General features: G+C 37.1%; 26 protein-coding genes and 2 tRNA genes. 22 read left to right on the forward strand and 6 right to left on the reverse strand.

Annotated elements, in window-relative coordinates; translation table 11 throughout:
- Positions 1-10: 10 nt before the first annotated feature.
- The 3 genes from sdhB to NST93_RS02105 all read left to right on the forward strand — a co-directional run bounded on the left by sdhB (position 11) and on the right by NST93_RS02105 (position 1,664).
- Entirely contained in the window at positions 11-775 is a 765-nt protein-coding gene (sdhB, locus tag NST93_RS02095; RefSeq protein ID WP_405100725.1) for a succinate dehydrogenase iron-sulfur subunit, read from the forward strand.
- Between the two features lie 71 nt (positions 776-846).
- Complete coding sequence (locus NST93_RS02100) at positions 847-1,047, forward strand: hypothetical protein (protein WP_405100727.1); 201 nt, start codon at positions 847-849, stop codon at positions 1,045-1,047.
- Positions 1,044-1,664, forward strand: a complete 621-nt coding sequence (locus tag NST93_RS02105) for a hypothetical protein (protein WP_405100729.1) — start codon at positions 1,044-1,046, stop codon at positions 1,662-1,664. The genes NST93_RS02100 and NST93_RS02105 overlap by 4 nt, the downstream gene beginning before the upstream one ends.
- A 105-nt stretch (positions 1,665-1,769) precedes the next feature.
- Here the strand turns inward: NST93_RS02105 and NST93_RS02110 are convergent, their stop codons facing one another.
- Positions 1,770-1,994: a response regulator transcription factor gene (locus NST93_RS02110; RefSeq protein WP_206271395.1), complete on the reverse strand. Its 225-nt coding sequence runs from the start codon at positions 1,992-1,994 to the stop codon at positions 1,770-1,772.
- Between the two features lie 738 nt (positions 1,995-2,732).
- Here NST93_RS02110 and NST93_RS02115 point away from each other — a divergent pair.
- The 8 genes from NST93_RS02115 (at position 2,733) to NST93_RS02150 (ending at position 7,634) form a co-directional block, all read left to right on the forward strand.
- On the forward strand, positions 2,733-3,185 hold the full coding sequence (locus NST93_RS02115) for a MarR family winged helix-turn-helix transcriptional regulator (protein ID WP_405100730.1): 453 nt from the start codon (positions 2,733-2,735) through the stop codon (positions 3,183-3,185).
- 21 nt (positions 3,186-3,206) lie between these two features.
- On the forward strand, positions 3,207-4,025 hold the full coding sequence (gene racE, locus NST93_RS02120) for a glutamate racemase (RefSeq protein ID WP_405100732.1): 819 nt from the start codon (positions 3,207-3,209) through the stop codon (positions 4,023-4,025).
- Between the two features lie 102 nt (positions 4,026-4,127).
- On the forward strand, positions 4,128-5,207 hold the full coding sequence (locus NST93_RS02125; RefSeq protein ID WP_405100734.1) for a GerMN domain-containing protein: 1,080 nt from the start codon (positions 4,128-4,130) through the stop codon (positions 5,205-5,207).
- Positions 5,208-5,331: 124 nt separating this feature from the next.
- Positions 5,332-6,099 (forward strand): ribonuclease PH, encoded by a 768-nt coding sequence (rph, locus tag NST93_RS02130; RefSeq protein WP_405100736.1) that lies wholly within the window; start codon positions 5,332-5,334, stop codon positions 6,097-6,099.
- 1 nt (position 6,100) lies between these two features.
- Positions 6,101-6,697: an XTP/dITP diphosphatase gene (locus NST93_RS02135; RefSeq protein ID WP_405100738.1), complete on the forward strand. Its 597-nt coding sequence runs from the start codon at positions 6,101-6,103 to the stop codon at positions 6,695-6,697.
- Positions 6,698-6,767: 70 nt separating this feature from the next.
- Positions 6,768-7,280, forward strand: a complete 513-nt coding sequence (locus tag NST93_RS02140; RefSeq protein ID WP_405100740.1) for a metallophosphoesterase family protein — start codon at positions 6,768-6,770, stop codon at positions 7,278-7,280.
- A gap of 200 nt (positions 7,281-7,480) precedes the next feature.
- Positions 7,481-7,554: transfer RNA gene (locus NST93_RS02145), tRNA-Gly, on the forward strand.
- 6 nt (positions 7,555-7,560) lie between these two features.
- A tRNA-Arg gene (locus NST93_RS02150) sits at positions 7,561-7,634 on the forward strand.
- 96 nt (positions 7,635-7,730) lie between these two features.
- Here the strand turns inward: NST93_RS02150 and NST93_RS02155 are convergent.
- From NST93_RS02155 to NST93_RS02170, 4 genes are all read right to left on the reverse strand, one after another.
- Positions 7,731-8,900, reverse strand: coding sequence for a tyrosine-type recombinase/integrase (locus NST93_RS02155; RefSeq protein WP_405100742.1), 1,170 nt, complete (start codon positions 8,898-8,900; stop codon positions 7,731-7,733).
- An 81-nt stretch (positions 8,901-8,981) separates the two neighbouring features.
- On the reverse strand, positions 8,982-9,395 hold the full coding sequence (locus NST93_RS02160) for an ImmA/IrrE family metallo-endopeptidase (protein WP_405100744.1): 414 nt from the start codon (positions 9,393-9,395) through the stop codon (positions 8,982-8,984).
- Between the two features lie 10 nt (positions 9,396-9,405).
- Positions 9,406-9,831 (reverse strand): helix-turn-helix domain-containing protein, encoded by a 426-nt coding sequence (locus NST93_RS02165; protein WP_405100746.1) that lies wholly within the window; start codon positions 9,829-9,831, stop codon positions 9,406-9,408.
- 527 nt (positions 9,832-10,358) lie between these two features.
- Positions 10,359-10,823, reverse strand: coding sequence for a DUF2321 domain-containing protein (locus tag NST93_RS02170; protein WP_405100748.1), 465 nt, complete (start codon positions 10,821-10,823; stop codon positions 10,359-10,361).
- A gap of 65 nt (positions 10,824-10,888) precedes the next feature.
- Between NST93_RS02170 and NST93_RS02175 the strand changes: the two genes are divergently transcribed.
- The 11 genes from NST93_RS02175 to NST93_RS02225 all read left to right on the forward strand — a co-directional run bounded on the left by NST93_RS02175 (position 10,889) and on the right by NST93_RS02225 (position 18,079).
- Positions 10,889-11,080 carry a helix-turn-helix domain-containing protein gene (locus NST93_RS02175; protein ID WP_405100750.1) on the forward strand — a complete coding sequence of 64 codons (192 nt, stop codon included), beginning with the start codon at positions 10,889-10,891 and terminating at the stop codon, positions 11,078-11,080.
- A gap of 5 nt (positions 11,081-11,085) precedes the next feature.
- Positions 11,086-11,268, forward strand: a complete 183-nt coding sequence (locus tag NST93_RS02180; protein ID WP_405100752.1) for a hypothetical protein — start codon at positions 11,086-11,088, stop codon at positions 11,266-11,268.
- A complete protein-coding gene (locus NST93_RS02185; RefSeq protein ID WP_405100754.1) occupies positions 11,269-11,448 on the forward strand; it encodes a hypothetical protein in 180 nt (59 codons plus the stop codon).
- A gap of 105 nt (positions 11,449-11,553) precedes the next feature.
- Entirely contained in the window at positions 11,554-11,790 is a 237-nt protein-coding gene (locus tag NST93_RS02190) for a hypothetical protein (protein WP_405100756.1), read from the forward strand.
- A gap of 306 nt (positions 11,791-12,096) precedes the next feature.
- Positions 12,097-12,525, forward strand: a complete 429-nt coding sequence (locus NST93_RS02195; protein ID WP_405100757.1) for a replication terminator protein — start codon at positions 12,097-12,099, stop codon at positions 12,523-12,525.
- Positions 12,526-12,527: 2 nt separating this feature from the next.
- Positions 12,528-13,286, forward strand: coding sequence for a hypothetical protein (locus NST93_RS02200; RefSeq protein ID WP_405100759.1), 759 nt, complete (start codon positions 12,528-12,530; stop codon positions 13,284-13,286).
- Between the two features lie 21 nt (positions 13,287-13,307).
- Entirely contained in the window at positions 13,308-14,630 is a 1,323-nt protein-coding gene (locus NST93_RS02205; protein WP_405100761.1) for an AAA family ATPase, read from the forward strand.
- Positions 14,630-15,739: an ATP-binding protein gene (locus NST93_RS02210; RefSeq protein ID WP_405100763.1), complete on the forward strand. Its 1,110-nt coding sequence runs from the start codon at positions 14,630-14,632 to the stop codon at positions 15,737-15,739. The genes NST93_RS02205 and NST93_RS02210 overlap by 1 nt, the downstream gene beginning before the upstream one ends.
- A 16-nt stretch (positions 15,740-15,755) precedes the next feature.
- Positions 15,756-16,358, forward strand: coding sequence for a hypothetical protein (locus NST93_RS02215; RefSeq protein ID WP_405100765.1), 603 nt, complete (start codon positions 15,756-15,758; stop codon positions 16,356-16,358).
- A gap of 9 nt (positions 16,359-16,367) precedes the next feature.
- Positions 16,368-17,951, forward strand: coding sequence for a DEAD/DEAH box helicase (locus NST93_RS02220; RefSeq protein ID WP_405100767.1), 1,584 nt, complete (start codon positions 16,368-16,370; stop codon positions 17,949-17,951).
- Positions 17,952-17,956: 5 nt separating this feature from the next.
- A complete protein-coding gene (locus NST93_RS02225; protein ID WP_405100769.1) occupies positions 17,957-18,079 on the forward strand; it encodes a hypothetical protein in 123 nt (40 codons plus the stop codon).
- Positions 18,080-18,101: 22 nt separating this feature from the next.
- Here the strand turns inward: NST93_RS02225 and NST93_RS02230 are convergent, their stop codons facing one another.
- Entirely contained in the window at positions 18,102-18,821 is a 720-nt protein-coding gene (locus tag NST93_RS02230) for a hypothetical protein (RefSeq protein ID WP_405100771.1), read from the reverse strand.
- Between the last annotated feature and the right edge of the window lie 20 nt (positions 18,822-18,841).

An 18,841-nucleotide genomic window follows, 5' to 3' on the forward strand; every position in this document is an offset into this window, starting at 1 on the left:
AAGAGTAATAATGGCTGAACAAAGTACAGTTACATTTATCATAACTCGTCAGGACAGTCCCGAATCTGAGCCCTATGACGAAACGTTTGAAGTTCCATATAGAAAGAATATGAACGTAATCTCTGCACTTATGGAGATTCAAAGAAATCCGGTAAATACAGATGGCAAGAAGACGACACCTGTCATGTGGGAAATGAGTTGTCTGGAAGAGGTTTGTGGAGCGTGTTCTATGGTTATTAATGGAACGGCAAGACAATCTTGTGCAGCGCTCGTTGATAAGCTCGAACAGCCAATTCGTCTGGCACCAATGACTACATTCCCGGTAGTTCGTGATTTAATAGTTGACCGTGAGCGTATGTTTGATGCGTTGAAACAGGTGAGAGCTTGGATTCCAATTGACGGTACGCATGATCTCGGTCCTGGACCGAGAATGCCTGAAAACAAACGTCAATGGGCATATGAGCTATCAAAATGTATGACTTGCGGTGTTTGTTTAGAAGCTTGTCCAAATGTTAACGATAAATCTGATTTCATTGGTCCTGCAGCACTTTCACAAGCGCGTTTATTTAACGCACATCCAACAGGTGCAATGAATGCAAGTGAACGTTTGGAAGGCTTAATGGAAGACGGTGGACTAAGCGGCTGTGGTAACTCTCAGAACTGTGTTCAAGTATGTCCAAAGGGAATACCTTTAACAACTTCAATCGCAGCGATGAACCGTGCTACAACAGTACATGCATTTAAGAGTTTCTTTGGCAGCGACTCTTCACTTTAATAGATATAAAATAAATGGACCTATCCAACTTTGGTTAGGTCCATCTACTTTTTAAGGAGAGATAACGAAATATGAATCATATTCTCCTGCAATCGCTTCTGCTCGCCAAAATGCCATATCCGCCTCATTTGCTTCCAAGGTCAATGAAGATACTTGGATTAATGCGGAATGGGTCTGTAACTTATTCGATAGTGCGAACCGGACAGCGGCAGTGCTCCATTGGTTTCTATAATCAACAATTATTACAATGTAAAGGAGATGCAGATAAATGAAAAAAATATTATTTGTCCTGCTTGTTTCATTTTTACTTTTAACTGGATGTAACGAAGCGAAGGACCGGGAGATAAGGGAAGAGGATAATGAAGTTATTGAGAATGAAAATATGGATGAAGAAGAAAGCGCCGTGGAGAATGTTGAAAATGAAGAGGAAGTTCAGGAAGAGGGTTTTGATGAGAATACAGAATTGACCTTGCAAGTAACTAGATGGGATGAACAAAGTGGTGTTACATTGGATAGTGAAATTTACACTGTAATCAACCAGTTGCTATCAGAAACGCCAGATGCCGGGATGCCGAATGATTTTAGCGTTTATACGGTAGATATATACAGTTCGGAAGCAGGAAGAAGTTTAGTACTGCTTGGTATCAACCGTACTCCTGTTGAAATGACAAACATTTCATTCGATTTTAGCCTCGGAAGTCAAGAGGAATTTGTGTTGGAAAATTATCCAGTCTCTTTAACGGAAGAAGAGATGGGTGTCTTTTCTCCAAATGGTGTTATGCCCTTTATTATTGAAATCTCTGATGAACAAGCGGAATCGCTTTTAAGTATAACCCAGCCAGAAGTATTATTATCAATTGACAATTTTGAATTTGAAGAAATGGAATAAAAAATGATAACGTAAGAAAAGATATTATGTGTTGTCATAATATCTTTGCAGATTAAAAACGTAAAAAAACCAACCGACTTTCACCTAAGGAAAGTCGGTTTTTGGTTAAAGCTTTAGTTCCCCCATACGCAGAAGTTCAACCACTGCTTGCGATCGCCCCTTCACACCCAACTTTTGAATTGCATTTGAAATATGGTTTCTGACAGTTTTTTCAGATATGAAAAGTTTTTGGGCAATTTCTTTTGTTGTCATGTCTTGTACTAGCAGCTCAAATACTTCCTTTTCTCGCTTCGTCAGTAATTGCTTCGGTTGATAGTTGCTTTCCTTCAAATGATAACCCCTCCTTGCTCTTATAGAGCTGCTGTTTGAAGGGAATTATTTAGTCAATATAGCTTATGAAAAGAAATCAATTTAGTGCTTAAAAATACACCCAATCTTGTTTTCCGCTGCAGCTAAATATTGTACGTGCAGTGACACAGCAGTAAAACAGTCATAAACCTCACGATGAATATAATTGCTGCATTTTCGTTTCAATAAATCGTATTAAAATACCTTAATAATGTAAACAAACGAAGCTTTCATATAGCGAGCTTGACAAGATCTGCTTTTCACATAAAATCCTGATTACTTTAGTTCAGAATAACTTTCACCCTAAAGCTACCGGAAATTTGAAAAACGTTATTACTAAGGCAGGGCTTAGACAATTTAAAACTGGATTTCGAAAACTGTCTTTGAAAGGATTTCTGGTGAAACAGTCCATGAGAACACCTTCTGTCCCAAAACAAGGTTACTCTGATTTAAGACTGTCAGCTTTTTTGTATCGACTATGACAAAAGGCAAGCTTGTTTAATCGATTGCCAATCAAGGTTATAATACCAAGTTAAGTTTGTATTTACCTTTTCGAAAGTTGAGTTATTTACTATCATAATGTAAAATTTTTGATATACTTAGCTAAGGACCAATGCATTTGTTGGAAATAGATAGTTATTGTCGAATAAAGATATATAGATGAAATAAATGAGCTTATATATTTTTAGTTTTGTAGCGGAAACAGTAGGGGGTACAACAATGGAAAAGCAAGAAACAGAGCAATCAATTAAAAAAACTGAAAAAAGATTGCGTTATATATCGGGAATGATTAAACAAAACGGCAGGAAAATTTTACATAATTACCCGATTACCTCTCCACAATTCGTTGCTTTACAATGGCTTTTAGAGGAAGGTGACCTGACGATAGGGGAACTTTCAAATAAAATCAGTTTAGCATTCAGCACGACAACAGACCTCGTTGATCGAATGGAAAAGAATGAATTAGTGGTTAGAACGCGTGACCAAAAAGATCGCCGCGTCGTGCGGATTCATTTGTTAGAAAAAGGAAAAGTGATTATTCATGAAGTAATCGAAAAAAGACAGCTCTATTTACAGGAAGTGCTTGAAGGATTTAATGATGAGGAAAAAACCTCATTGAATGAGCTGCTTGATCTTTTATATACACGTATGAAGCATGTTAATGAGAAATAATTTTAAAAAGGCGGATTATTAATGGAAAGACCTATTGGTGTAATTGATTCTGGAGTAGGAGGTCTAACCGTAGCACATGAGCTAATGAGACAACTGCCTAGAGAACAATTGATTTATCTTGGTGATAACAAACGTTGTCCCTATGGACCTAGAACGAAAGATGAAGTTAGAAAGTTCACTTGGGAAATGGTGAATTTTCTATTGAAAAAAAATATTAAGCTTCTTGTAATTGCTTGTAATACTGCAACCGCATTTACAATAGATGAGTTAACAGAGCATTTAGAGATACCGATAATCGGAGTAATTAATCCTGGTGCCAGGGCTGCAATTAATGCAACAGTAAATGAACAGATTGGTGTAATCGGTACAGAAGGAACGATTAAAAGCGAGGCATACCCGGCGGCGCTTAAAAAGATTAATCCAAACTTGCAGGTGGAAGCTGCAGCATGTCCTTTGTTCGTGCCAATTGTGGAAAAAGGTGTGCTTGCAGGAGATGAAGTAAAAGAAGTTGTAAAAGATTCACTATTGCCATTCGAGAATAATAAAGAGATGGATACATTAATTCTTGGCTGTACACACTATCCTTTATTAAAGCCAGTGATTCAAGAGGTTATTGGAGAACATGTAACTGTTATTTCATCTAGTGAAGAAACTGCAAGAGAAACAAGTGCAGTACTGGAATTAAAACATTTACAAACTAAAAGAAAAAATCCTCCTGTACATGAGTTTTATTCAACAGGCAATATGGATATCTTTTATAAAATTGCTGAAACGATTTTTAAAGAATCAAAATACAACAATTCCTATGAAATTAAATCAGCTGTAATTGACGTAGATTAGCTGCTTCGAAATGAAGCAGCTAATTTTTTCTGCTGACGATGGTCTATTTTTTCAAAACAGCTCGTATATATAGTAGTACAAACCATCGTAGGGGGTTATTGCATGAAAGCTGGAAAGTTACTATTACCTGGTGTATGCTGTTCTATTTTGCTGCTAACAGCCTGTTTTCAGGGTGAACAATCTTCAATTGAAATCGATCCACCAGAAAATGCTGAAGCGGTAAGTGATGCGCAAGAGAATGAATCAACAGAGGGTTCAGTCGAAGAGGAAGCAGAAAATGCAGAGGTTGAGGAATCGGAAACAGTTGCAAGACAGTTGTATTTAATTGATGCAAATGGAATGGTAGCTTCACAGATTTTAGAGCTTCCATCATTAGAATCGAAGGAAGTAGCAACTCAAGTAATTGAGTATTTAGTGGAGGATGGCCCGGTTGCTAATTTGCTTCCAAACGGATTTCGTGCAGTTATTCCTGCTGGCACCGAAATACTAGGTATGGATTTACAGGAAGATGGAACAATGATTGTTGATTTATCCGAGGAATTTAAAGAGTATGCTGCAGATGATGAACTGAAAATCATCGAATCGATTACACATACATTAACACAATTTGAAAGTGTCGAAAGTGTGCAGTTATGGATAAACGGACATCCGTTAGATGAAATGCCGGTTAACGGTACTCCAATTGGAAAAGGATATTCTAAAGAGAACGGCATAAACATCGTTAATACAGATACAATTGATTTCTTGGATAGTCAGGCTGTAACGATGTTTTACCCGGTAACAAATCAGGAAAACCGTTATTATGTACCAGTTACGCAATATGTTGAGTCATTAGAAGATAATAATGTGTATGGTTCAATTATTCAATCTCTAATTGAAGGACCCGGCTTCCATACGAATGTTGTACATGTGTTCAATGGGGAAGCAGAACTTGTAACTGAACCAACATTGAATGACGGTGTTTTAGAGCTTGTTTTTAATGAAGCAATATTACAAAGCACTGAAGAATCGGTAATAGCAGATGAAGTTATGGAAACGATTGTCCGTACTTTAACTTCAATTGAACCAATTGAAGCGGTTAATGTGAAGGTCGAAAATAAAGAGCAATTGAATAATGAAAATGGTGAAACATATACAGAACCGGTTACTTCAGATTTCTTTACACCATCTGAAAAACTGTAAAAGAACAACCAGCATGCTTAAAATGGAAGATAAACCAGCAGAATTATTATACTGCTGGTTTTACTCTTTTTTCTTTTGTTAAAAATGTGATAAGCTAATACTTGAAAAACAAGGAGGAAACCAGATGCGAATTGATGAGAGAGCGATTAATGAATTAAGACCAATTAAAATTACTAAAGATTATATTACACATCCAGAGGGATCTGTCTTGATAGAGGTCGGCAATACAAAAGTTATTTGTAATGCAAGTATAGAGGACCGGGTACCGCCATTTATGAGAGGACAAGGAAAAGGCTGGATAACAGCAGAGTATTCCATGCTGCCACGTGCTACGGCGCAGAGAAATATAAGAGAATCTTCAAAAGGTAAGCTTGGCGGCCGTACAATGGAAATTCAGCGCCTGATAGGTCGGGCATTGCGATCTGTAGTTGATTTAGAAAAGTTTGGGGAGCGAACCGTTTGGGTAGATTGTGATGTAATCCAAGCAGATGGCGGAACAAGAACAGCATCCATTACTGGAGCATTTGTTGCAATGACAATAGCATTTGGAAAGTTGCTTCAAAATAAATCGATTAAAGAAATGCCAGTTAAAGAATTTTTAGCAGCTACCTCTGTAGGTGTTTTACAAGATGGGCAAGAAATCTTAGATTTGAACTATCATGAAGATTCAGAAGCGAACGTCGATATGAATGTTGTCATGACTGGAAGTGGAGAATTTGTCGAAATTCAGGGTACTGGTGAGGAAGCAACATTTTCGCATAATCAGCTTATGACTATGCTCGGGTTGGCAAATGAAGGGCTAAGCAACATCTTTGAAATTCAAAAAGAAGCTCTAGGTGAGCTGGCGGACAAACTGCCTAATATAAATAACGGTATAATCGAGGGTGAATAGAATGAAGCAGATTATAATCGCAACGAAAAATGAGGGCAAAGTACGTGAATTCAAAGATTTCTTTTGTGCATACGATATTGAAGTTCTTTCTTTGTATGATCTAGGTAGCGAACTGCCGGATATTGAAGAGACAGGCGCAACGTTTGAAGAAAATGCTGCATTAAAAGCAGAACAAATTTCCAGCATACTTCATAAAACAGTTTTGGCAGATGATTCAGGGTTAATGGTTGATGCATTGGATGGCGCACCAGGTATTTATTCTGCTCGCTATGCTGGTGAAGAAAAAAATGATGAGGCGAATAATCAAAAACTATTACATGCGTTAAAAGATGTTCCTGAAGAAAAGCGTACTGCAAAATTTGTTTGTGTTCTTGCGGTTAGTGTCCCGAATGAAGAAACGGTGTTTAAAATAGGCACTTGTGAAGGGAAAATTGCCTATAATTCGCAGGGGGAGAATGGGTTCGGCTATGATCCGCTTTTTATACCGGAGGGCTATACAGAAACAATGGCTGAAATTTCTTCCGAGGAGAAAAATCGCATCAGTCATCGCAGTAATGCAATTAAAAAGCTTGAAAACTGGGTAAAGGATATAAAATAGAGAAAAGCTGGAAATATAAGCTTGCAGTTTTTACAAGGGATTTTTAAAATTAACAGAGGAGATGGATGCATTGACCAAAGTACTCATTGTTAGTGATACTCACGGACTGACAAACGAACTTATAACCGTCAAAGAGAGGCATGCTGTTGATTTTATGATACATTGCGGGGACTCCGAACTTGAGATGGATGACATGGCGCTTAAAGACTTCTATCTTGTTGGCGGAAATTGTGATTTTGATAGTCGTTATCCTGACGAACAGATGTTAGACATAGGTGGACTGAAATTTTTTATCGTCCATGGTCATTTGCACCATGTGAAAAAGGATTTGACTGCGTTAGTCGATGAAGCAAGAAATAGAGAAGCGGCAGTAATCTGCTATGGACATACGCATGTAGCAGGTGTGACACAGTCGGAAAATCAATTATTCATCAATCCAGGGAGTATTTATTACCCCAAAGGAATGAAAGAAAGAACATATGCAATTCTTGAATGGGATATATCGAATGAACTTCGAGTGAAATTTTATAATCTTTCAGGTGAAGTAATGAAAGAACTTGATTATCTAGCAAATTTTAGGTAATCTATTATATGTCGAATAACCTTGCTGCGAGATGATTTTAATTCTCCAGCAAGAATCTCCGACATTTTTTAGAAAAACTTGTTGACATAAGAAAAAATAATGTATATAATAAATCTTGTCGGCTTAATTCAAAGAAAATTTTTCCTTACATAATGATTTGTTTGTGATAGATTTCAATTAAATATTTAAACATAATCCATGCGGGTGTAGTTTAGTGGTAAAACCTCAGCCTTCCAAGCTGATGATGAGGGTTCGATTCCCTTCACCCGCTCCATGAAATGTCCCAATAGCTCAGCAGGATAGAGCAACAGCCTTCTAAGCTGTAGGTCGTAGGTTCGAATCCTACTTGGGACGCTAACTAAAAGCCTTGTGAACATTGAGTTCATGAGGTTTTTTATTTTTGTTTGATCTCCTGATATTTTTAAAAAGATACCAATAGGATACCAATTTTCATGCTTTCTTAAATAAGGATTCAAAATGAGTAGCTGCACTTTGTTCGGCCTCCTGAAGTACATGTCCGTAAATATCCATTGTAGTGCTTATTTTAGAGTGTCCTAGGCGTTCTTGAATAACTTTAGCATGAACACCTTCATTTATTAATAAAGTCGCTGACGTATGCCTTAAATCGTGAAATCTTATTCGTTTTATATCCGTGTTCTCTTTTTTATTCATGAACCGTATCCACCATTGGCTAATCGAATCTGGTCTTAAAGGTTGTCCATATTCATCCGAGAATAAAAATAAATGACCTGGCCACTTCCATAAATCATCTTGCATTTCCATTTGGTGTTCATATTTTATTGCTCGCAACTTCTTGAGTGCATTCATTAGATACTTCGGAACAGATACTTTACGTGTACGTTCTGATTTGGTTGATTTTAACTGAATGCCTTTACCTTTGATATTAACTAAAGCTTGTTCGATTAAAATAGTATTGTTTTTAGTGTCGAGATGCTTATCTTCGAGTGCAGCTATTTCACCAGCACGGAACCCACCAACTGCAGCTACTTGCACAACTAATTGCCACATGATATTTTCTTTTTCCAACTTTTTAAAGAGTAATCGTGATTCCTTCATAGTATAAACTTCTGATTTTTTATGCTTCACGCTTGGCAAGTCAATATTGGAACAAGGATTGTTGTCAATTAACTCCCATTTCTCCGCAGTCTTAAAAAGAGCGTTTATAGCCTTGTAGACGTTTTTAATACTACTTGATGATAATTTACCTTCCTTACCATCTAAACGCTTGCCATTCCTCTTTAAATCGTCAAAGAAATGGACAATGTGTATTTTCCTTACATCTTTTATTTTCATTGGTCCAAATTCCGGCAAAATCCGATTCTCAAAAATATTTTTAGTCTCCTGAAGAGTCCGAGGTCCATAATGATCGTTAGCAAATTTTGTTAACCATTCATCATAAAAACCTTCTACGGATAATTTCGTTTCGTCTAACAACTGCTTAGATAATACTTCGGCTTCAAACAGCGTTAACATTTTTTTAGCTTCGGTTTGATTTTTAGCTTGGACAGTTTTATTTTTCTTTTTCCGTTTTCCGCCAACATAACCTAATTCCACGGTCAACTTATACCTTCCCTTTGATATTTCTCTAAAGCTTGCCAAATCAATTCCTCCTCAAATAATTTTATAGATAAGACATTAAAAAAGTGATATCACCTCCTTAAAAGGAAACGTATGTTCTTTTTAAGTGTAAATTTTTTTATAGAGCAGCTGTTTGGGTATTCCGTACTGCTCGGTAGCTTCTTTAATTGTTATATTCTCTTCTTGTAAAAGAAGAAGTGAAATAGCAAACTCATTTGCTTCAGTTTCATATCTATCCATACTATGAAATGTGTTTACTTTGAGAAATGCTGAATTTAATTCTGGGTGTAAAACAACATGCCCAAGTTCGTGCATAAGTGTATACAACTGTTTTTCATATGTTTGTTTTTCGTTTATGTGGATAATGGAAGTTCTAGAATGCTTCATATGAAATCCAAGCACGCTTCCAATATCCACATATCTAATTACTATCCCTTTTGCCTTTGCTATCTCAAATGGGTTACTTGTACCATATCTCTTTACTAATTTTAATACTTCCTCCTCAATTGACCCCACAACAACACTCCTAGTCACGGTATTTCTTAGGTGTGAATTTCTTTTTAGCGATTCGCTTTGCGATTCTTAATGATTGCTCTAATGAAGCAATAAGTAATTCTCTATCTTCTTCATCTAAATCATCTATTGTATTCCCATCGAATGCAGCATAGCCCGTTTCACCGCTTGTTCCTTGTAGCATTTTTTCGAGTTCTTTTTGTATATCAATTTCATCTTTTTCCGTTAGATCGTAATATCGCTTCTTGTCGGTACGGCCAAGAAGATAGTCAACCGATACATCAAAATAGTCAGCTATCGCCTGTAACTTATCTGCGCCAGGATTTTGAGTTTTTAAACGATATAAAGTGTTTTTTGAATAACCCAATGAATTTTCTAACTCATTAATAGAAATTTTTCTATCATCACATAAAATTTTAACCCTATTAAATACTGTCATATCAACCATCCTCAGTAGTCAATAAAATTAAATTAAATAATTCGCATAAAAAGTGTTGACTATTTTATGCCTATAGTTTAATATTACTGACATAAGCTATTTGATTAGCGAAAAAGACAATAAAAAACACGACCTATCAAATTACATTTTTTTCGTTGGGGAACGGCAAATGTATGAACACAGGCTTTTCAAAAGTCTTATTTAGCTATGCGTTTATATTAAACTATTCGCGTAAAAAGGTCAATACTTTTTAGCTAATTTAATAGCTTTTTATCTAATGGGCGCTGTGATACCTAGCCAATGAAGGTATATCTTATTCGGATTTATAGCTTATATAGCGGTGGCAACGCTAATAAATGAAAGAAAGGAAGTGATGAGAATTGTTAAGTTATATATTCGGATACCTTTATATGTACCGAGAAAGTTATGGGAACTGTATTTAATTAAAATGAAAGACCACAAGAGATGTGGTTCTTGTGGTCAACTTATTCAATCTAAAAGTAAATACTGTGCATTTTGTGGTGCATCTAACCCCAAAGGGACTTTTTAACATTTTCAGTTACTACGTCGATTAAGAGATTTTTCATACCTTCTTGGATATACTCAGCTGACTTAGATATGTACTTCTTATATTTTGCGGCTGCAACTGGTGTAGTAGGTGTCTCTACGACAAGGTCAGGAAAAGTATTTTTAATAATTTCTTTATGGTCTGACGGTAAATCATCATCGAGCGAAATTAATTCAAGTGCATTATCAATGATTTGTGAAGTCCACGGATAAGGGTGCCCACATTCATGACAATATGATGGACGGTCATAACCGAATGCGAAAACATCAGGAGTTTCGTATGTTCCTTGAATATGCGTATTGCATTTTTGACAAGTAGATATTGTTTTACTGCCACACTCTTTACAAAATTTCCTGTAGTTAGACTTTGCTGAAGATGCAATATGTCCATTTAAACAAATAGTAGCATCTGTATAGTAACCCATAAATTTCACCTCCTATTTGTAATGATAGGAACATTGTATCAAAGAACGAGAGAGGAGTTAAAAATATGTCAGTTGAGCTTAGTATCAAAGTTAGAAACGAACTCATCAGAAATAATATGAAGCATGGTGAGTTAGCAAAATTGCTAGGAATATCAGGACCATACCTGTCAGATATTTTAAATGGGAAGAGGACAGGCCCTAAAGCACAGGAACATATCAAACGTATTCGCAAAATCTTGAATATCAGAGGTGAGTGAGATAAATGAAAACACGTACTGATGTAAAGGGGTTAGTTAAGTATTTGGATGAAACTGGAGCCCCTCTTTCAAAATCTTACATTTATCGTTTAGTTAAAGAAAATGAAATTCCACATAAAAAAGTGGGGACAAAAATTATTTTTGACATACCAACGATAGAAAAATGGTTGGATCCGGAGGTGAATTAAATGACATTCGAACAAATGAAAAAGCTTACTGATCGATTTAACCAGATAAAAGGTGGAGCGCAAGCGTTAAAAAATAAGCGCTTTGAAGCATTGCTTGAAGATATTGTTTTACTTTTCCCGAAGAGTGACTGGTTCGCTGGAAAAATGTATGCAGCTATATGCCAGGAAATGGTGGTGTAATACATGAACAAATGCGTTGAATGTAGCAAAGCATTGTCTCCAAATAGTAGACCGATATGTGACTGGTGCTTTCAATTAAAAATTAAAGAAAGGGTGTGAATGTAAATGCTTAAGGAACATTATCTCATGGAAGATTGGCCACAAATGCTTGATGAAGTAGAAAATATTATGAACACATCAATTAATGCTTTACACATGGCCGAAAATGCGGAATTTAGTTCAAAGAGAGAAGTCATGTTGAAGCTGGAACGTTCATTAGATACTTTGCGGATTCTTAATCGGAAGAAGATTGATCGGGAGAATAATCAAGTGAATGAATATCTAAGGAGGCACATGTTTTGAATAGCGAACTAAACAATGAACTAGCTAAGGAAAGTTTCATTGCTGGTTGGTTAATAGCTGCAACTGTAATTCTAATTACGTTCATTTGAAGGGAGGTGAAGAAATAATGGAAGACTTAAAAGAATGCGTTACCTGTGAAGCTACTGGATTTGTCTATGTAGGCTTTGGCGAGAACAACGTAGAAGAGTGTGCGAAATGCGAGGATGGCTATATCACAGTAAGAAACTCGTAAAGGGCTGCCACCCAATACGAGCATGAGTAAGATATTTCCACATTCATTATAACACGAAGGGAGTTAAAAAATAAATGTCTCGTAAAAATATTGATTTACCGTTATCTAGTTTAAAGAATGGAGCCATTCAAGAAAAGCTGGATTATGAGCTTAAAAAGGTATTCGATAATATCCACGATAAAAATACTGAAGCACAAGCTAAGCGCTCCGTCACTATTAAATTGGAATTTAAACCAGATGAAAACCGTCAAACGATCAATGTCACAAGTGATTTTGTTACAAAACTAGCAAATGTTGAAGGTGTCTCCATGACTGTGCTTACAGGCAAGGATTTGAGCACTGGAAAAGTCGAAGCCAGGGAACTTAAATCAAACGTTCCAGGGCAATCTTATTTTGATGATGATGCTGAACTCAAAACAGATGTCGGTGAACCGGTAGATGTTATCGAAAAGGAAATGGAACGAAAAAATATTATTAACTTACAAAAGAGAGGGAGTAATTAATCATGTCATTTTTAAAAGATGCTATTAAATATTTGTTCGAATCAGGTATTCAGCCAGGGGATAGAGTTGTTGAAGTGGTAGATAACGACAATAAGGATCGTATGTTTTTCGTTGATGATAGTGGAGCAGCAAGAGAAGTTCAACCCACAAATAATCGCGCAAAATATGAACTGGAATTAAATACTCTAACAGGTTTAGTGAATTATATTAAATCAGACCTTGAGCGCAAAAGTAATAAATTCTTCTTACACGTTATAAATGAAGGAAAAGTGGCGCTTCATGGATTGCTTGAGTCTGATGGTGGACGAGAATTATTAGCTGTAGTAAATGCCATTGTTCCTAGATTCAGTTATGAGTATTTCCATGATGCTGAAGAATTGATTATCGCATTACAATCAAATTTTGTTCAGACAGAAGACCGTGATTTGTTATTAAAAGTGATCGGTAATGTGAAAGAAGAAAATGTTCGTAACACAGGAGATAACGGATTTTCTCAAGCTGTAACTATTAAAACTGGTGTAGCTTCAGCTGATGATGTAATTGTACCAAATCCAGTTGAACTAGCTCCATACCGTACATTCCTGGAAGTAAATCAGCCAGCAAGTGATTTTATCTTCCGTATGAAAGACGGTCCACGAGGTGCGATTTTCGAAGCTGATGGTGGTGTTTGGAGAAATGAAGCGATTGCTAATGTAAGGGATTATTTAGCGACGGCATTAAAAACAGAAATTGAAAACGGAAGAATTACTATTATCGCTTAATGATGAAAGGATGGGGAAATCATGAGTTCAATCAAAATTAATAAGTTAGAAATTGAAAATGTAAAACGTGTAAAAGCGGTCAAAATAGAGCCTACTGCTAACGGATTAACAGTTATTGGTGGAGGTAACGGTCAAGGAAAAACAAGCACATTAGATGCCATTGCTTGGGCTCTGGGTGGTAACAAGTATAAGCCTAGTCAAGCGAATAGAGAAGGTTCAATGAGTAATCCATATTTATCTATCACTCTATCAAATGGCTTGGTAGTTGAGCGTAAAGGTAAAAATAGCGATTTGAAAGTCATTGATCCAAACGGCCAAAAAGCAGGGCAGCAACTATTAAATAGTTTCGTTGAAGAATTGGCAATAGATTTGCCGCGCTTCATTAATTCGACAAGCAAGGAAAAAGCAAATATTCTTTTGCAAATTATCGGAGTCGGTGAGCAGTTGGCCACATATGAAAGAGAAGAACAGGAGCTATATAACAACCGTCGCACGATTGGCCAAATCGCAGACCAGAAAGCGAAGTATGCGAAGGAACAGCCTTATTATCCGGATGCACCGAAAGAGCCGATATCTGCATCTGATTTGATAAATCAGCAGCAAGAAATATTGGCCCGTAATGGTGAGAATCAGCGTAAACGACAAAATTTACAGCAAATAGAGCAACAGTATGCTAGTCAAGGTCAAGAGGTAGAACGTTTGAAACAGCTCTTACAACAAGCAGAAGCATCATATGCCCAATTAGGTAATGACTTAGAAATCGCTAGAAAAGATGCGCTTGATCTCCATGACGAATCTACTGAAGAGCTACAGGCTAATATCCAGCAGATTGACGAGATTAATAGAAAAGTCCGAGCCAATCTTGATAAGGACAAAGCGGAAACAGATGCGAATGATTACCGTGCACAATATGAACAGTTATCTACAAAAATTGATACTGTTCGTAAGCAAAAATCAGAGCTGTTGGATAATGCTAATTTACCTCTCCCTGGTCTGTCAGTGGAAGACGGAGAATTGACTTATAACGGACAGCAATGGGATAACATGTCGGGAGCTGAACAATTACAAGTATCAACAGCAATTGTCCGTAAATTAAAGCCGAATTGCGGTTTTATCCTACTAGATAAATTGGAACAAATGGATTTACAGACAATGAATGAGTTTGGACAGTGGTTAGAGCAGGAAGGTTTACAAGCTATTGCGACAAGAGTTAGTACCGGGGATGAATGCGAAATAATTATTGAAGATGGTTATGTTGCAGGGCAAGCTCAAGTAGAGCCGCAAGCTCCGGTGCAACAACCACAAGCACCACAAGTACCACAATGGAAGCCAGGTGAATTTTAATGAATGTAACAAAAGGTAAAATTGCTAAAGCTCAACGTGTTGTTATTTACGGTACTGAAGGGATTGGGAAATCATCATTTGCATCACAGTTTCCGGATCCATTATTCATAGATACAGAAGGTAGTACCAATAACATGGATGTGGCTAGAATGGACAAGCCAACAAGTTGGACTTTTCTTCATCAACAAATAGATTTTGTGAAAAATAACCGTCCATGTAAAACACTTATTGTCGATACGATTGACTGGGCCGAGCGGTTGGCTATTCAATTTATTACGGCTCGAGGTAATAAAGATAGTATCACCTCATTCGGATACGGTGAAGGATTTATTCAACTTGAAGAGGACTGGGGAAAGTTCTTAGATAAACTAACTGAGTTAGCTGAAGTTGGAATTAACGTTGTTTTGACTGCACATGCAAAAATTACAAAATTTGAACAGCCGGACGAAATGGGAGCCTATGATAGATGGGAATTGAAACTAGGTAATAAAACGACAGCTAAAACAGCTGCTTTAACAAAAGAATGGGCAGATATGGTCCTGTTTATGAACTATAAAACATTTTCTGTTGCCGCAGATGAAAAAGGTAAGAGACATAAAGGACAGGGTGGCCAACGCACAGTCTTTGCTACTCATCATCCAGCTTGGGATGCGAAGAACCGCCATGGTTTACCAGATGAATTTCCTTTAGATTACGGCCAAATTGCTCATATCTTTATGCCAGAACCAGGTGCGCAGCCGGAACCTGTACAGCCGCAAGTTCAGCAACAGCCGACACAACCTGTACCGGATTCAGTACAACAAACTACACCCGTACCAGTTGAACAAACAGCAGTACAAGAACCTGTACAACAGACCGAAGTAACTCAACCGGCTCCTGCAGCTAATGAATTGAATCCAGCTATTCCACAATCATTAAAGGACTTAATGATTCCTAACAACGTAACTGAAGCTGAAATTCAAGCAGTGGTTAGCCAAAAGGGATATTACACAATGGACACACCAATTACAAATTATGATCCAAGTTTTATTGAAGGTGTATTAGTAGGAGCTTGGCAGCAAGTGTATGGCATGGTTGAAGATTTTCGAAAGAGTTTACCATTTAATTAATTAGGAGGAATTATAGATGAGTCAAGAAATAGAACGCGAATTAGGTTGGGAAGATGAGATAGAAAAGGAAGGTGGCGCCTTTGTGCTGCTGCCTCCTGGCGAATACAATTTCACGGTTGCAAAATTTGAGCGTGGGCGTTTTGCTGGAAGTGCTAAAATGCCGGCTTGTAATCAAGCAAAATTAGAACTGACTATTCATAGTCCAGAACACGGTGATGTGACAGTATTCCATAACTTAATGCTGCATACGAAAACAGAAGGATTCCTATCAAACTTCTTTACTGGAATTGGCCAAAAGAAACCTGGTGAAAGATTACGTATGAATTGGAGCATTGTTACAGGTGCAAAAGGTAGATGCAAGATCGTTGAAAATAAATATATCTCCAAAGGCGAAGAGCGTGTTAATAACCAGGTTGACACATTCTTACCTTACGAAAAATATTTAGAACATGCTGGTGCGCAACAACAAAATTATCAGCAGCCGCCAATGCAACAGCAGCACTATCAACAACCGGCACAACAACAGCAAACACAAAATCAAGCACCGTTCCCAACAGGACAATCGCTACAGCAACCAAATACACAACCACAACAAGGTTTCGTACCTGGGAACTTTTAGGAGGTAACCATGAAACTACGTGATTATCAAGAGCAGGCTAGACAATCTATTCAGGAACAATGGGCAGAGGGCGTTAAAAAAACGCTCCTTGTCCTTCCAACTGGGACAGGTAAAACAATTGTATTCAGTAAAGTAATTGAAGATAGAGTAAAACAGGGCGAGCGTGTTCTCGTCCTTGCCCACAGAGGCGAATTGTTAGATCAAGCTGCAGATAAATTAGAAAAGTCCACAGGACTTAAAACAGCTACAGAAAAAGCACAGGAAACGTCCATTAATAGCTGGTTCCGTGTAGTAGTTGGAAGTGTTCAAACATTAATGAGGGAAAAGCGATTGAAACGCTTCAGTAAAGATTTTTTCGACACCATCATTATTGATGAAGCACATCACTGTATATCAGATAGTTATCAGCGCGTATTGAATTACTTTGAAGATGCAAATGTATTAGGAGTTACAGCTACACCCGACAGAGGTGATATGCAAAACTTAGGTTCATATTTTGAATCATTAGCATTTGAATATACGTTACCCAAGGCTATTAAAGAAGGTTATTTGTCACCGATTAAAGCATTAACGATTCCGCTGGAATTAGATTTATCGCAAGTAGGACAGACCGCTGGTGATTTTAGCGCAGGGCAATTGGGCAGCGCATTGGATCCTTATTTAGAATCAATTGCAGATGAAATGGTAAAAGTGGCAAGTGATAGAAAGATAGTAGTGTTTCTTCCATTGGTTGCAACAAGTCAAAAATTTACAGAGATATTAAATAGTAAAGGTTTCCGAGCCGCAGAGGTAAATGGCGAGTCACAAGACCGCGCTGAGATATTGGAAGATTTCGAGAATGATAAGTATAACGTGCTTTGTAACTCAATGTTACTAACAGAAGGGTGGGATTGTCCATCTGTAGATTGTGTGGTTGTTCTTCGGCCGACAAGAGTACGTTCATTATATAGCCAAATGGTAGGGCGAGGTACCAGACTATTTGAGGGAAAAACTGAATTATTATTGCTTGATTTTCTATGGCATACAGAACGGCATGAATTATGTCATCCCGCACACTTAATCGCTCCTAATGATGAAGTTGCACAAGCTATGACCGAGCGAATTGAAGAAGCTGGTGTTCCGTTAGATTTGGAAGTAGTCGAGCAAGCTGCAGCTGAAGATGTAGTTGCACAACGCGAAGAGGCATTGGCCGAGCAATTAAAAGAAATGAAACGTCGCAAACGCAAGCTTGTGGATCCGTTGCAATTTGAAATGAGTATCCAAGCTGAGGACTTATCAAGCTATGTGCCTTCATTCGGTTGGGAAATGGGGCCGCCAAGTGAGCAACAGGTAAACAAATTAGAAAAGCTCGGTATCCTACCTGATGAAATTGACAATGCAGGTAAAGCTACTAAAATTCTCGAACGCCTTGAAAGAAGACGTACTGAAGGATTAACGACACCAAAACAAATTCGTTTTCTTGAACAACGTGGATTTAATCATGTTGGCCAATGGAACTTTGACCATGCCAAAAAATTAATTGATCGCATTGCAGCTAACGGCTGGAAAACACCTGCAGGTCTTAATCCTAATGAATATGTTCCCGAAGGATAACTTTTATGGAAAAAGAAATAGTGTATTTAAAGGAAAGAGTTAAATTTCTAGAAACACTTTCAGAAGTGAAGTCTGGAACGTTAGAAAAAGCTATTGAAACTAATAAAGTATTAATGGATGAATTATAAAGGAGAGCCACATAATGACTCTCTATAATCTAGGTTTATTGATTAAGGTTTTTGCTCTCTTGTATTCAATTTCATATTGAATTTCTGATAATAAAAATCTTATAAAAGCTTTCATTGAGTCAATGTCATGTTCAGGATGTCTCCTTGTATAGTGGGTTTCATCATTTCCTAGAAATGAAGCTGCCTTTGCTAAAGTTTGCATACGATCATTCTTGATTTTAGAAATTTTATTATTTAAGGAAGTGCGAGGATCTTTTAACCAATCTTCTGTTGCGTCTGAGACTGGATATTCTAAAAGATAATCAGTAACTAAAAATTCTAGAGCTTTTCTATAACCCATTCCTGCAATCTGGTCGAGATTTTCCTTTTCCGCTATTTCAGATTGAGAGTAAATATTAAAAAAGTCTGGAAATTTAGTGTGTAAATCATCAGAGATAGCTTCAATTTTTTTCCTTTTTGCAGGAATAGTTTCAAAGGTTCTATATGTGGGTTCAAGAAGATCCATGTCGGATTCATCCCATTTTGATAAGAAATGAATAGTGGTAGAAGCACATAATGGACAAGTATATAAACCTATATTATGAAAGTTATCATATTTACCTCTAGTCACCATGCCTACAATAAAGTTTTGAAGGCCAGTTTCATTACAATGCATGCACTTTCTAGGTTCATTAATCATTATTTCTTCAGAGTATGTGTTGTTTTTATCAAAATTATATGCGTAAAAAGTTCTATACGTCATTTTAAAGATCCTCCTTTAAA

It is taken from the genome of Oceanobacillus sp. FSL H7-0719 (genome assembly GCF_045040795.1).
GTDB lineage: Bacteria > Bacillota > Bacilli > Bacillales > Amphibacillaceae > Oceanobacillus.